This window comes from Sorangium sp. So ce367, from assembly GCF_051520455.1.
GTDB classification, from domain to species: domain Bacteria; phylum Myxococcota_A; class Polyangia; order Polyangiales; family Polyangiaceae; genus Sorangium; species Sorangium cellulosum_B.
Genome location: NZ_CP150334.1, coordinates 10,892,471 through 10,905,960, shown reverse-complemented (window position 1 = coordinate 10,905,960; position 13,490 = coordinate 10,892,471). Strand labels below are relative to the sequence as shown.

Below are 13,490 nucleotides of genomic sequence, written 5' to 3'. Positions count from 1 at the left end.
AACGTGCAGGGCCCTCTTGCTGGCTGCCCGGCGCACGACCTGTGGCACGGCCGCCGTGCGCGGAATATGCGGCAAGTTGTCGCGGGCCCGCGCCTACGGCCGGTCCGCGGGGCTCGCCGCCCGCGCCGGTGTCGCGCCGACGGTGAGATAACCCATGAGCGCGTCGGTGATCGCCCGCCGGAGCGCGCCGTCCTCGACGCCCGCGGGCGGATCGAGGGCCGCTGCGTGGACGAGCTCCTCGAACATGCGCAGGACAACGTAGGTGGCGAGATCGAGATCCGGCTGGACGATCTCCGCGCCGTGGCGCGACAGCAGCCGCCGGGTGCAATCGAAGACAGCCCGGCTGGCCGCGCTCAGCGTGCGCTGTTGCTCGAGCGTCGGGAGATCGGCGTGAAGGAGCCGTTGCAGCCGCGGCTCCGACCGGTGGAGCTCGAGGCTCCTCTCGACGAGCGCCTCCGTCGCTCCGCGCAGCGAGACGCCGTCGGCCGCCGCGTCCACCTGCTCGACGAGCCTCAGCATGTGGCGCACGTGGCGCTCGTGCAGCGCGGTGACGAGGGCGTCCTTGTTCGGGAAGTACTGGTACACCGACCCGACGCTCACCCCTGCGACCTTGGCGACCTGGTTCGTGTTCGCCCCGTCGTAGCCGTGCGCGTCGAAAACGCGAGCCGCGGCCTCGACGATGGTCTCCACGAGGAAGCGCGAGCGCGCCTGGCGAGGCTCTTTGCGCGGCTTTTCTGGGCGCTTCATCGTCTCTCCCGAACGCGAGTCTCCGCGTTTTGCCCTGTCGCTAGACTGGTGGGGCATGATCACCTCGAACGCACCCTCGCGCAATCTGCTCCCGCCGGTCCTGCTCCTCCTCGTGGTGGCGGTCATGTGGCTGACTCACGCCGTCCTGCCGTTCCCGCCGGTGCTCCCGGCGTCGACTCGCTGGCTCGGCGCCTTGCCGCTGGCGATCGGCGTCGTCATGGCGGTCGCGGCTCGGGCGCAGTTCGCGCGGGCCGCGACGGAGATCAACACCTTTGCCGAGCCCACGAGGCTCGTGACCGGCGGGCTGTTCCGGTGGTCCAGGAATCCGATGTACCTCGGGATGGGCCTTGCGGCCGCGGGCATGGCGGCGCTGAGCGGCGCGGCGACGTCGCTCCTGCTCGCGGCGGTCTTCGTCGCGATCGTCGACCGCTGGTACATCGCGTTCGAGGAGCGGCGGCTGCGCGCCCGGTTCGGCGCTGCCTACGAGACCTACGCCCGGTCGACGCGGCGCTGGGTCTGACGGCGCGCGCCGGCTGAGCCGCCGTCCATCGCCGCTCGCAGGAAAGCGGCGCCGGATTTGCACGCAGCGGCCGAGAGAAAGGAAGTAAAAGAGGTCCTGAGCGCGGGAAGAAGGGAGAGAGGATCGCAGGATGACAGGCATGCTTCGCGGCGGGCTGTGGATCGGTTGTGCAGCGGCCGTGGTGGTCACGGCGGCGCCGGCGAGCGCCATGCAGCCCGCGTCCGAGGCCTTCCCTGCGCCCGCTGCGCCGCCCGGAGCTCCCCAGGCGCCCCCGAGCTGGACGACGAGCCCGGGGTCCTGGCAGCCCGGGGGCTCTCCCTGGCGCGAGCAGCGCGAGACAGAGCGCGTCTGGTACGGCTGGCAGCACCTCCTCGTGCTCAGCGGGACCCTCGCGTTCGGACCCCTCGCTGCCGCCACGGAGAACGAGATGTTCGCCTGGATGACCGCCGGCCCCTTCGTGCTCGGCGGCCCGGTCACCCACTGGGCCAACGGTCACCTCGGCAAGGGCTTCCTCAGCCTCGGCCTCAACGTCGGCTGCACGTTCGGCGGCGGTCTGCTCGGCCAGGTCGTCGGCGGTGCTTCCCCCAACAGAGACGGCGAGCTCACCGGCCTTGTCTTCGGCGCCATCCTCGGAGCGCTCACGGCCAACATCGTCGACGTCGCGCTCCTCGAGTACGAAGAGCCCCCGGGGCCCGAGAGCTACGAGTACATCCGCCTCCGCCCGCTCCGGCTCCGGTTCGCGCCGCACGTCGCCCTCGCGCCCGGCCGCACCACCTTCGGTCTCGGCGCCGCCTTCTGAGGGGCCGCGGCGCCGGCAGCGCGCCTCGAGCGGCGCTTCGGCCTGGCCCGGCCGCGGCGGGGGTGTAGCATCCGCGCGTGTTCATTCCGAGATCAGGTGCACGACGGATCGCGCTCGCCGCGCTCCTCGCGCTCGCCGCGCTCCCGGGTTGCGGCGGCGCGGAGCGGCAGGAACCCCAGTTCGCCGATTCCCCCGAGGTCCCGCTCCCCGGGCCCCCGGGCAGCTCCTCCGGCGCGTCGCTGCTCGACGCGCCCGGCGGCGCGCCGGAAGAGCTGCCCGGCGTGGACACGGCCGAGCTCGTGCGCCGCGAGCGCGATACCTGGTGGCAGCTCGTCTCGCAGCTCTACGCGCCGTGCACCGATCAGGCGGTGTCGCTCGCGCAGTGCGTCCGCGAGTCGCGCGCCTGCGCGGCCTGCGCGCCCGCCGCGCAGCTCCTCGCCGACAAGATCCGCGGCGGCGCGAGCGGCGCGGAGGCCCAGGCCGCGTACGGCGTGAGGTTCGGTCCGAACGTGAAGCAGATCGACCTCGCCGACTCGCCCTCTCGCGGGCCGGAGCGCGCGTCGATCCAGATCGTCGTGTGGTCGGACTTCGAGTGCCCTTCCTGCGGGCGCGCGGTCCCGCACCTCGACGAGGTCGTCGAGCGCCACGCGCCCCACGTCCGGCTGATCCACAAGGTGTATCCGCTGCGATCGCACCCGCACGCCGACGCCGCGGCGCGCGCGGCCATCGCGGCGCACCGCCAGGGCCGCTACTGGCCGATGGAGCGCCTCCTGTTCGAGAACCAGCAGCGGCTCGAAGAGAAGGACCTGCTCGGCTACGCGCAGAAGGTCGGCCTCGACATGGCCCGGTTCCGCGCCGACATGGCGGGCGAGCCCGCCGCCCGGGTGGTCGCGCGCGACAAGGCCGAGGCCGACCGCGCCGGGCTCTCGGGGACGCCGTTCATCGTCATCAACGGGCGGGAGTTCGATCTGGCGCTGTTCAGCCTGCAGGGCGAGCTCGACCGGTGGATCGAGACCGAGCTCGCGATCCTCGGAGGGCGCGAGGCGGCGCCCGGAGGCGGGACGCCGCGCGACGCAAAGTAGGGCCGCCGCGCGGCGTGGCCGCCGCGCGCGCCTGCGGGTCGTGCTCGGTTGGCGATTGACCCCCTCCGCCAGGCGACACCGGGGCGACGGCGAGCCGCCGCCCCGGTGGGACCCAGATCGAGATCGGCTAGCTGGGCCGGTTCTTCTCGGACATCTGGCCGCCGCCAGCGCTCGTCCCCTGCGAGGGCCCGCCGCTCTTGATCTCGACCGAGCGGCCGCGCTGCTGCTGCTGCGGCAGCTTCAGACAGACCTCGAGGACGCCGTTCTCGAACCTCGCGTCCACGTCGTCGACCTGCACGCCCTCGGGCAGCGGGATGGCGCGCGTGAACGACCCGTAGCTGCGCTCGGTGTAGCTCATCCCCTCGCGCTGCTCCTGCTGCTCCTGCCGGCGCTCGCCCTCGATGATCAGGGTGTCGTCGCGGAGCTCCACCCGGATGTCGTCCTTGGTGACGCCGGGGAGATCGGCCTTGACCACGAGCTGACCGTTGCGCTCGCCCAGCTCGATGCGCGGCGACCAGAGGCCGCCCCCGAGGGACGAGAGACCCCGGCCGCCGCCAGGCTCACCCATCGTGCGGCCCTGCCTGAACGGCGAGAGCAACCCTCCGAAGCCGAAGTCGTCGAACATGCGATCCATGTCCTCCATCATCCGGCTCATCATCGCGAACGGGTTGAAGACGCCGCCCGCCGCGCTGTACCGCCCCATCTGGCCGCCGCCCTGCTGGCGCTGCATCCCGGTCGACTGACCGCCGGCCCCCTGGGAAGGGGTCTGACCTGTCGCCTGGCTGCCGGGCTTGCCTTGCTGCGACTTGCTCACGGACACGTCCTGGCCTGTCGGCTGACGCTGCTGTTCCGCCATAAGAACCTCCTTTCTTGCAAACGTCGGACTTGCAAGTGTGGTGCCGTGTCGCGAGCGTGAACCAGCGTAGATGACGTGGCCTGTCGACGCCGCGCCGCTGGCCATGTCCGCCATGGCGCGCCGCGCCGCGCCGCCCGTCGCGGAGCGCCACACGGGCGCGCCGTCCTCGGCAGAGCGCGCAGGGTCGAGCTCGCGCAGGCGCCGCTGCGCCCGGGAGCCCGGTGGAATGGCTCACCGCCACCCCGCCAGGATCTCCTCGAAGCGCTCCAGACTGCACGGCTTCTGCAGCACCGGACGGCTGAGATCGGACTCGCGCAACCCGGCTTTGCCATATCCGGTCAGGAAGACGAACGGGATGCCTCGCTCGCTCAGGATGTCGGCCACCGGATAGACCTTCTCGCCGGCGATGTTGACGTCCAGGCTCGCCCCGTCGATCTCGGCCTCGAGGGCCAGGCGCGTCGCGTCCTTCATGTTCAGCGCCGGGCCGATCACCACACAGCCGAGGTCGGTCAGGGCGTCCTCGAGGGACGAGGCGATCATGGGCTCGTCCTCGACGATCAGGACACGCAGCCCCTCCAGCCCACGTTCGCCTCCTGGGACCGGCTTCATCCTGCGCCCACGCGCTCGAGGGGCAGGTCCATCACGCAACGTACGCCCCCAGGCAGGTAGTCGAGGCGCACCTCCGTGGCGAGCTGGCGCCCGAGGTCGCGCTCGATCAGGCGTGAGCCGAAGCCCTTGCGGCGCGGCGGTCGGACAGGCGGCCCGTCCGTCTCCTGCCACTCCAGGTGGAGCAGGCGCTCGTGCGCCTGGCTGATCACGTCCCATGTGACCGCGACGTGGCCGGACGGCTGCGATAACGCCCCGTACTTGGCCGCGTTGCTCGCCAGCTCGTGAAAGACCATGCCGAGCGTCACCGCCGCCTCCGGGCGGAGGCGGACGTCCTGGCCGGCCAGGCGGACGCGCTCGGCGTCGCCGCTCGCGTGCGGCGCCAGCTCGGCGCGGACGACGTCGTGGAGGTCGGCGCCCTGCCACGCGGTCTGGTTCAGGAGGTTGTGGGTCTGGGACAGGGCGAGCAACCGGGCGAGGAAGGCGCTCGTGAAGGCCTTGGGCGAGTCCGCCATGCGGAGCGTCTGCACGGCGATCGCCTGGACGATCGCCAGCGTGTTCTTCACCCGATGGTTCAGCTCGTTCATCAGGAGCTTCTGGCGTTCCTCCGCCTGCCTGCGCTCGGTCACGTCGAGGAAGAACGCCACCCCCTGGCTCTCCGATCCCTCGAACCGCGCGCCGCCGATCACCACCGGGACGCGGCTGCCGTCCTTTCGGAAATACTCCTTCTCCAGCGGCCCGAACTCACCTGTCATGCGGACGTGCTCGAGCGTCCGCTGGGTCGTCTCCTTGAACTCCGGCGGCGTGAGATCTGCCCAGCGGAGGGTCCCCGAGGTCAGATCTTCACGGCTGTAGCCGAGCATGCACAGGAGCGCGTCGTTCGCGTCGATGACCCTGCCGTCGAGGTCCCAGACGGCGATCCCGATGATGTTGGAGTCCACGAGGCGCCGGATGCGCGCCTCTCTCTCCCGCAGCGCCAGCTCCGCCCGCCTGCGCTCGCCGTTCTCTTGCTGGAGCTGGGTGTAGAGGCGCGCGTTCTCCAGCGAGATGGCGGACTGGGAGGCCAGGAGCTCCAGCACCTCGATCCGATCCGCGGTGAAGGCGCGCGGGGTCAGGTTGTTCTCCAGATAGAGCACGCTGACGAGCGTGCCCTGCTTCACCAGGGGGAGGCAGAGCACGGAGCGGGGGCGCCGCGCGCGCACGTAGGCGTCTTCCGAGTACAGGTTGGGTACGGCGGCGTCGTCCAGGATCACGCTCTCTCTCGTGCGGATCACGTACTGGAGGACGGCTGTCGGGAGATCGCTCGAGGTGACGGGCGTCTGGCGAAGGGTGACCTCGACCCGGCCGCGCCGGGTGACGACCTCGGCCTCGACGTCGTGCGCGGTGTGCGAGGCGCTCGACGCGCGGATCAGCAGTCCCCGCTCGGCGCCCGCGTGCTCTACCGCGATCGTCAGCAGGGCCTCGATCACCCGGCCGAGGTTCAGCTCGCCGGAGACCGCCTGCGAGGCCCTGAGCATGGTCATGAAATCGAGCCCCGGGCGAGCGCCGTGACCCACGGCGGCGCCGCGGACGTCGGCGCCCCCGTCCCGCGCCAGGTCGGTCCGCCTGCGCAGCGCCTCCGGCGCGAGCGCGTGCGGAAAGTCCCTCTCGAGGCGCAGCATCGGCCGCACGGCGCCCCAGCGCCCATAAAGCCTGTGCGCCTCGGTCATGTAGGCGCGCGCGACGAACGCCCTGCCCAGGTCGAGGTAGTGTCGAGCGCAGAGCTCGTTGGCCAGCGCCTCGTCGTGCAGGAAGCGACCCTCCCGCGCGGCCGCGATCCCCTGATCGTAGAGGGCGCCCGCGCCCTCTCGCCGCTCGCTGCGGGCGACCTCGGCCTCCAGGATCAAGCTGCGGTGGCGGTGGCTCTCCGGGCCGAGCGCCGCCCACGACTCCACCTTGCGCGCGCACTCCCCGAGCCTCGCGAGGTACGCCGCCCTGAGCGCGGGGGCGGCGGCGCACGCGGCCCGTGAGAAGGCCAGCCCCCCGTAGAAGTGATAACAAGGGCTCGCGTGCCACGCGGCGAGCATGCCGAGGCTGGCCGGATCGGTCGAGCCCCAGATCTCGGCCACCTCCTCGTACGCGCCCTGGAACACGCCGGCGAGGACCTTGAAGACGTTCACGAAGTAGAGCGACGCCCGGTTGTCGATGCTGTGGGCGGCCTCGGTGACCGCGTCGATGTCGACCCAGGCCCCGCGCTTCCAGTCGCCCTCGTCCTGCGTGCTCAGGGTTTCGCAGAGCTGCCCGGCGGCCCCGACGATCCACGTGATCGCGTTGAACTTGTCGAGCTTGCAGAGCGGCAGATACAGCCTCGCCTCCTCGATGACGTCGTGGAGGTGCTCCCCCCGGAGGAGGCCGTTCATGCTCGCGTTGCACGCATTGTAGAAGGCCCAGATGTACTGCCCCGTCTCCATGCCGGCGTGGACGCCCTTGCGCAGGGACGCCTTCGAGCGCTCGTAGGGATCCATCCAGTGCTGGACCCACGCTCCCCACATGTTGCACAGCATGGACTCGGACTTCGCGTCCGGGTGGCGCTCGTTCAGGCGGACCGCCGCCCGCCCGAACTCGTACCCCTTCTCGATGTCGAGCCTGGCGCACAGGAGCGTCCCGAAGTTCACGTAGGCGTAGATCGAGTTCCTCGAGATGCCATATGTCAGCGAGTTCTGGAGCGCCTTCATCACCGTGATGCCGAAGTTGTTCGTGCCGAGCTGGTAGGTCGGCGAGAACATCTCCTGGAGCACGTCCTGCAGGGCGGCGATCTCGGGATCGTCGAGCGCCGGCAGATCGACGAGCGATGCGATCGGGCGGTCGCCGATCATCGCGATCGTCCGCTCCATCTCGGCCATGAGCGCGTCGTCGTCCGGATAAGGCGGCAGGTCGATGTCGTACGCCCGGAGCGCGGCGAGCCCCTCTTCCATGGCGGCGGGAAGGTCGTTCTTGAGGATCTCCACGTTCATCTTCAGGCGGCGCACCTCCGTCTTGTGGAGTCGCCCCACCGCTCGTTCGAAGCTCCCCGCGAGGGTGGAGAGCGCGTCGTCGTGGCGTCCGCAGAGCGACTCCAGGAGCCCCTTCTTCGTGTGGTAGGTGAAGGTCAGCTCGTAGCTGGAGGTCCACGCGTCTCCGGGCAGCATCGATATGCCATGTTCCAGGTACCTGAGGGCCGCGGTGAAGGCCGACGACTCCTGGGCGCGCCCGGCCGCCTGGAGGTTGAGCCTGGCCGATTCCATGCGCTCTTCCGGCGCGCGGATCAGATCGCCGGCGCTGTTCAGGTGATTGACGACGTCGAACAGAGCGCGCCCGTCGCCGGAGCGCGGCTTGCCGAGCAGGAGCTTCGCGATCCTGTAGTGAAACGCCGGCCTGTCTCCCTCCGGGATCAGCGAGTATGCGGCCTCCTGGATCTTGTCGTGCGCGAATCGAAACTGCTCGTCCGCGCTCACGATCAGGCCCTCGGCGACGGCGTGCTCGAGGCTCGCGTACGTCTCGTCGGGGGGCCGCTCGCTGACGGTGTTCAGGACGTCCATCTCGAACGTGTTGCCGATCGCCGAGGCCAGCCGGAGCACCCGCTGCGTCGCCTGCGGCAGGCGCCGGATGGTCTCCGTCATGAGGCTCAGGACGTTATCGGTGCACTCCAGCCGCTCGATCTGGCGCAGGTCCCAGCGCCAGCCCGCCGGTGGATCGAAGACCAGCGCCTTCGTGTCGTAGAGGTGCCGCATGAACTGCTTCACGAAGAACGGGTTGCCCCCGGTCTTCTTCAGGATCGCGGCCGCGAGCGCCTCTCCGCCGCCGATCTGCAGGCTGTCGTTGATGAGCTCGGTCAGGTGCGCGAGGCCGAGGGGCGCGAGGACGATGTCGCGCGCCTCGAGGCCGCCCTTCGTGAGCTGCTCCAGGGCGACGAGGAAGGGGTGGGTCGGGCTCACCTCGTTGTCGCGGTAAGCGCCGCAGAAGAAGAGCGACTCCACGTCCTCTCTCGCGAGGACGCTCGTGAGCAGGCTCAGGCTGGCCGAGTCCACCCATTGTAAATCGTCGAGGAAGATGGCCAGCGGGTGGGCGTGCCGGGCGAAGACGGACACGAAGTTGTGGAAGCAGAGGATGAAGCGGTTCTGGGCCTCGACCGGGCCGAGCGCGGGGACGGGCGGCTGCTCGCCGATGAGGTGCTTGAGCGACGGGAGGACGTCGCAGATCACCTGTCCGTTGGTCCCGAGGGCGCCCAGGATGGCGTCGCGCCACCGCGTGATCCGCTCCTCGCTCTCGGAGAGGAGCTGCCTGACGAGCGTGTCGAACGCGTGGACGATGGCGCTGTAGGGCGTGTCGCGGTTGACCTGATCGTACTTCCCGCTGATGTAGTAGCCCTTCTCGCGCACCAGCGGCTTCAAGATCTCCTGGACCAGCGACGACTTGCCGATGCCCGAATAGCCCGAGACGAGGACGATCGTCCGCTTGCCCCGCAGCACGTCGTCGAACGCGCCGACGAGCTTCCGGATGTCTCCTTCGCGGCCGTAGAGCTTCTGGGGGAGCCGGAAGAGATCTCTCCTGTCGTGGCGGCCAGGGCTGAACGCTCCCATCTGGCCGCCGCGCTGCCATCGCGCTCGGATCTCCTCCAGATCGGCCCTCAGCCCCTCGGCGCACTGGTAGCGGTCCTCGGCGTTCTTGCTGAGGAGCTTCATCGTGACGGCGGAGAGCGCGTCGGGCACCTCCGGGTCGAGCTCCGAGGGGGCGACGGGCGTCACGGCGATGTGGGCGTGCATCAGCTCGAGGGGGTCGAGCGCCTCGAACGGCCTCCGCCCAGTGAGCATCTCGTAGAGGACGACCCCGAACGAGTACATGTCGGTGCGGTAATCCACGCTCCGGTTCATGCGGCCGGTCTGCTCCGGCGATATATAGGGGAGCACCTTCGAGAGGACGCGACGGCAATAGATCTCCTCCTTCTCGCGCGTCACGATGGAATCCACGCCGAAGCCCGTGAGCTTCACCTGACCGTCCTCTCCGAGCAGGATGTTCGTAGGCCTCACATCGCCATGGATGAGGCCATGGCGATGGATGTCGGCCAGGGCCTCGGCCACGGGGATCAAGACGTCCAGCGACGCGCCGACGCCCAGCTTGCAGGCCGTCTTCGCGGACAGCGGGTCGCCCGGGAAAACCTCGGTGACGAGCGCCAGGCCGTCCTCGTGCTCCTCGACGGCGTACACCTTGACGACCCTCTCCGAGTCGAGCTGCCGTATCGCGCGGTAGGCGTGCCTGAAGCGCATGATCTCGCCGGATCGGGCGTCATCGGTGTGCAGCATCCTGATCGCCACGTCGATGCCGTCGGCGTCCCGATGGGCTCGATACGTGGCGGAGCCCGGGCCCTCGCCGGTCTTCGCGGTGACGTGATACCCCTTGAGCTGGGCTGTGCCTGGTCGCACCGGGAGCGCGCGCCCAGGCTCGACGGAGCGAGCTTCCTGGACAGCAGGTCGATTCCATGCCTCCGACGTATCCGGCATATCGCGGGCGTTTGAGCCCACGAGTTGCCATGTCAACTGGACGGCCGGGGCCGGCGGGGCCGCCCTCGGCGCCCGCTCACACCGTCACATCGCGTACCGCAGGATGATCTCGGTGATCCCCGCCGCGAGCAGCAGCAAGAGCCCGCCCACGAAGCAGAAGAGCGTGAACCGGTCGTCCCGCCACCGCTGCCGGAGCGGCACGATGTCCCGCTCCGGCAGCACGACGGCCCTCAGGGTCGCGTGGATCGGCAGCCCCCCCGGCCGCATCGCGACCGCCACGTGCGGCGGCTGCGCCAGCCCCATGTTGATGAACCGCGTCACCCCCGCGCGGAGCCGGTCCCCCATCCCGGGCATCGCGCTGCCGATCGCCACCGCGCGGAGCCACGGCGCCCGCTCGAACGCGTTCGCCATCGCGATCACCCCGAACAGCTGCCGCAGCCGCGGCATCAGCGCCCGCACCTCGGCCAGGTGCTGGAACGCCCGCGTCCGCGCCTCGGGCGCGTCCTCCGAGCTCACCCGCGCGAGGCAGGTCGCCTCCAGCCGCGCGTTCAGCCCCTCGAGCTCCTGGAGGATCCGCGGCCCGGCGTTGTCCGGGCTCGTCTCGAGCGGGAGCGTGAAGCCCCAGGGCTCCTCGCGCCCGCGCTCGGCCGTCCACTGGAACACCTCGGCGAAGCCCCAGAGCGTGTCGTAGCGCGACAGCACCACGTACGTCGGCACGTCGGCGTGCAGCGCCCGGCCGACCTCGACGAGGTACGCGCGGATGCGGTTCGCGTACGCGTCGAGCCCCTGCTCGTCGAGCTCGACGAACTCCGCGATGCTCAGGACGAGAAGGATGCCGTCGATCGGCTCGCGCTCCCGCGAGCGGCGCAGCTCGTCGCAGAGCCGCGACAGCTCGGCCGGCTCCCGCCGCGGGCCGAGCACCGACGCCTCCGGCTCGATGAAGAGCGCCTCCTTCGCCAGCCAGTAAGAGCACCGCGCCGCGGGCACGCCGATCGGGAGCTGCCCGCCGCTCACGGGCCACGTCAGGTTCATCGAGCGGATCACCGTGGAGCGGCCCGACCCGGGCTCGCCGAGCACCAGGTAGCAGGGGACCGCGTAGATCCCCTGGTCGTTGCCCAGGTTCGCCTGCTCGACCAGCGTGTGAACGCTCGCCAGCTCGTAAACGAAGGAGCCGCTCATCGGACCCTTTGGGCGATCGTCCACGCGAGCGCGAGCGCGCCGGCGATCGCGACGAGCGACGCCAGCGCCCGCCCGACGAGGACGGACCGCCAGAACGACTGGGTGGGGAGGTGCTGCACCGCGACGCCCTCGACCTGCACCGGCTTGAGCACCCCGCCCTTCCAGTCCCGATCCGGATCCACGCCGAGCTTGAGCGACAGCTCGCGGCGGATCCGCAGCAGATCGTCGGTGTTCTGCCCCGGCAGCCCGTAGCGCCCGCGGAAGCCGAGCCCGAGCACGCACGCGTACGTCGCCATCACCGGGAGCGGGCCCTTCCGGACGCGCTCGAGCCGCTCGAAGAACTCGACGCCCGCGTTGTTGGTCGTCCACCGCGAGGCCTGGAGCGGGCGCTGCGCCCAGACCGGCCGCAGGTCCGGCAGCGACATCGCGAACTCGTCCGCGCACGCGGCGATCGCGAACATCCCGTCGTCGACCGACGCGACCGGCATCCCCTGCGCGAGCCTGGACCCCTTCAGCTCCTCGAGCAGCAGGTTCGCCTGCCGCAGCACGTGATCGGCCGGAGGCCGCCGCGGGGACTGGCGGAGCATGCAGAGCCAGAGGAGCATCTCCTCACCGAAGACGCCGATGGACGTTTCCACGCGGGCGCGAGCTTACGCCAGGCGCGCACCGACCGTCGACCCGGGCGCGCGTCCACCTCGCGCGCAACGCGCGGATCGACGTTCGGTCCTCGCCGGATCCCGCGCCGCGCGCCGCGGGTGCACCGGAGCGTCGACATCCGGGGGGGGCCGTGCCTATGCTCCGGCCGCTTCTCGAGCCCCCTTCGAGAGCAGCCGGGGTCGCGCGAAGGCGATCCCCTTGAGGAGAGGTCATGTCGGAGATCCAGAGCGTCATCGCGCGCGAAGTCATCGATTCGCGCGGCAACCCCACCGTCGAGGCCGAGGTCACCACGCTGAGCGGCACGGGCCGCGCGGCCGTGCCGAGCGGCGCGTCGACCGGCGAGCACGAGGCCGTCGAACTCAGGGACGGCGACAAGAAGCGCTTCCTCGGCAAGGGCGTGCTCACCGCGGTGAAGAACATCGAGACCGTCCTCGGTCCGGCCGTCCTCGGGATGGATGCGCTCGACCAGGCCGAGCTCGACAAGGTGCTCATCCAGGCCGACGGCTCCGCCAACAAGTCGAAGCTCGGCGCCAACGCCATCCTCGCCGTCTCGATGGCCGCCGCCCGCGCCGCCGCGGACACGGTCGACCTGCCGCTCTGGCGCTACCTCGGCGGCGCCGCGGCGCGCGTCCTCCCGACGCCGCTCATGAACATCCTGAACGGCGGCGTGCACGCCGACAACGGCCTCGAGATCCAGGAGTTCATGATCGTCCCCTACGGCGCCGAGTCGTTCGCCGAGGCGCTGCGCACGGGCACCGAGATCTTCCACACCCTGAGGGGCCTGCTCAAGAAGGACGGCATGGTCACGGCCGTCGGCGACGAGGGCGGCTTCGCCCCGCGCCTCCCGTCGAACCGGGCGGCGCTCGAGTACGTCGTGCGCGCCATCGAGGCCGCCGGCCACCGCCCGGGCGAGGACGTCGGCGTCGCGCTCGACTCGGCGCTCAGCGAGTTCTACGACGCGAAGACCGAGCGGTACACCTTCGACAAGCAGCAGAAGACCCGCGAGGAGATCGTCGCGATCTACGACGAGCTCGCCAAGGCGTTCCCGATCGTGTCCATCGAGGATGGCGTCGCCGAGAACGACGAGAAGGGCTGGCGCCTGCTCACGGAGCGGCTCGGCAAGAAGGTCCAGCTCGTCGGCGACGACCTCTTCGTGACGAACCCCGCGCGCCTCGCGAAGGGCATCGAGGACGGCCTCGCCAACGCCATCCTCATCAAGCTGAACCAGATCGGCACCGTCACCGAGACGCTCGAGTGCATCCGCCAGGCGGCCGAGGGCGGCTACCGGTCGATCATCTCGCACCGCTCGGGCGAGACCGAGGACACGTTCATCGCCGACCTCGCGGTCGCGACGAACGCGGGCCAGATCAAGACCGGCTCTGCGTCCCGCTCGGATCGCGTCGCGAAGTACAACCAGCTGCTCCGGATCTCCTACGCGCTCGGCGACGGCCAGGTCTTCGCCGGCCGCGCGCCGTTCCGCCGCCCTGGCGCGAAGCGCTCCAGCTAGCTCTGCTCTACCCGGCCAGGA

10 protein-coding genes are annotated in these 13,490 nt (G+C 70.6%); 4 read left to right on the top strand and 6 right to left on the bottom strand.

Annotated elements, in window-relative coordinates; genetic code table 11:
• Positions 1-93: 93 nt before the first annotated feature.
• The gene (locus tag WME97_RS41335; RefSeq protein WP_437546040.1) at positions 94-747 is read right to left on the bottom strand and encodes a TetR/AcrR family transcriptional regulator; all 654 of its coding nucleotides are present in this window, start codon (positions 745-747) and stop codon (positions 94-96) included.
• A gap of 55 nt (positions 748-802) precedes the next feature.
• Between WME97_RS41335 and WME97_RS41330 the strand changes: the two genes are divergently transcribed.
• From WME97_RS41330 to WME97_RS41320, 3 genes are all read left to right on the top strand, one after another.
• Positions 803-1,267: a methyltransferase family protein gene (locus WME97_RS41330; RefSeq protein ID WP_437546038.1), complete on the top strand. Its 465-nt coding sequence runs from the start codon at positions 803-805 to the stop codon at positions 1,265-1,267.
• 130 nt (positions 1,268-1,397) lie between these two features.
• Positions 1,398-2,066: a hypothetical protein gene (locus WME97_RS41325; protein WP_437546036.1), complete on the top strand. Its 669-nt coding sequence runs from the start codon at positions 1,398-1,400 to the stop codon at positions 2,064-2,066.
• 77 nt (positions 2,067-2,143) lie between these two features.
• Positions 2,144-3,148: a DsbA family protein gene (locus WME97_RS41320; protein ID WP_437546034.1), complete on the top strand. Its 1,005-nt coding sequence runs from the start codon at positions 2,144-2,146 to the stop codon at positions 3,146-3,148.
• 127 nt (positions 3,149-3,275) lie between these two features.
• On the opposite strand, the gene WME97_RS41315 is transcribed toward WME97_RS41320, so the two are convergent.
• The 5 genes from WME97_RS41315 to WME97_RS41295 all read right to left on the bottom strand — a co-directional run bounded on the left by WME97_RS41315 (position 3,276) and on the right by WME97_RS41295 (position 11,943).
• Entirely contained in the window at positions 3,276-4,004 is a 729-nt protein-coding gene (locus WME97_RS41315; protein WP_437546032.1) for an Hsp20/alpha crystallin family protein, read from the bottom strand.
• Between the two features lie 231 nt (positions 4,005-4,235).
• Positions 4,236-4,544, bottom strand: coding sequence for a response regulator (locus WME97_RS41310; RefSeq protein WP_437546031.1), 309 nt, complete (start codon positions 4,542-4,544; stop codon positions 4,236-4,238).
• A gap of 65 nt (positions 4,545-4,609) precedes the next feature.
• Positions 4,610-10,048, bottom strand: coding sequence for an AAA family ATPase (locus WME97_RS41305; protein ID WP_437546029.1), 5,439 nt, complete (start codon positions 10,046-10,048; stop codon positions 4,610-4,612).
• Between the two features lie 162 nt (positions 10,049-10,210).
• On the bottom strand, positions 10,211-11,305 hold the full coding sequence (locus WME97_RS41300) for a type VI secretion system protein (RefSeq protein WP_437546027.1): 1,095 nt from the start codon (positions 11,303-11,305) through the stop codon (positions 10,211-10,213).
• Positions 11,302-11,943 (bottom strand): DotU family type IV/VI secretion system protein, encoded by a 642-nt coding sequence (locus tag WME97_RS41295; protein WP_437546025.1) that lies wholly within the window; start codon positions 11,941-11,943, stop codon positions 11,302-11,304. The genes WME97_RS41300 and WME97_RS41295 overlap by 4 nt, the downstream gene beginning before the upstream one ends.
• Positions 11,944-12,173: 230 nt before the next feature.
• Between WME97_RS41295 and eno the strand changes: the two genes are divergently transcribed.
• Positions 12,174-13,469: a phosphopyruvate hydratase gene (eno, locus tag WME97_RS41290; RefSeq protein WP_437546023.1), complete on the top strand. Its 1,296-nt coding sequence runs from the start codon at positions 12,174-12,176 to the stop codon at positions 13,467-13,469.
• The last annotated feature ends 21 nt before the right edge of the window (positions 13,470-13,490 follow it).

Excerpts from the sequence above, each read along its gene's own strand:
- WME97_RS41335 (WP_437546040.1), bottom strand. The coding sequence starts at position 747 with ATGAAGCGCCCAGAAAAGCCGCGCAAAGAGCCTCGCCAGGCGCGCTCG.
- WME97_RS41330 (WP_437546038.1), top strand. The coding sequence starts at position 803 with ATGATCACCTCGAACGCACCCTCGCGCAATCTGCTCCCGCCGGTCCTG.
- WME97_RS41325 (WP_437546036.1), top strand. The coding sequence starts at position 1,398 with ATGACAGGCATGCTTCGCGGCGGGCTGTGGATCGGTTGTGCAGCGGCC.
- WME97_RS41315 (WP_437546032.1), bottom strand. The coding sequence starts at position 4,004 with ATGGCGGAACAGCAGCGTCAGCCGACAGGCCAGGACGTGTCCGTGAGC.
- WME97_RS41310 (WP_437546031.1), bottom strand. The coding sequence starts at position 4,544 with ATGATCGCCTCGTCCCTCGAGGACGCCCTGACCGACCTCGGCTGTGTG.
- WME97_RS41300 (WP_437546027.1), bottom strand. The coding sequence starts at position 11,305 with ATGAGCGGCTCCTTCGTTTACGAGCTGGCGAGCGTTCACACGCTGGTC.
- eno (WP_437546023.1), top strand. The coding sequence starts at position 12,174 with ATGTCGGAGATCCAGAGCGTCATCGCGCGCGAAGTCATCGATTCGCGC.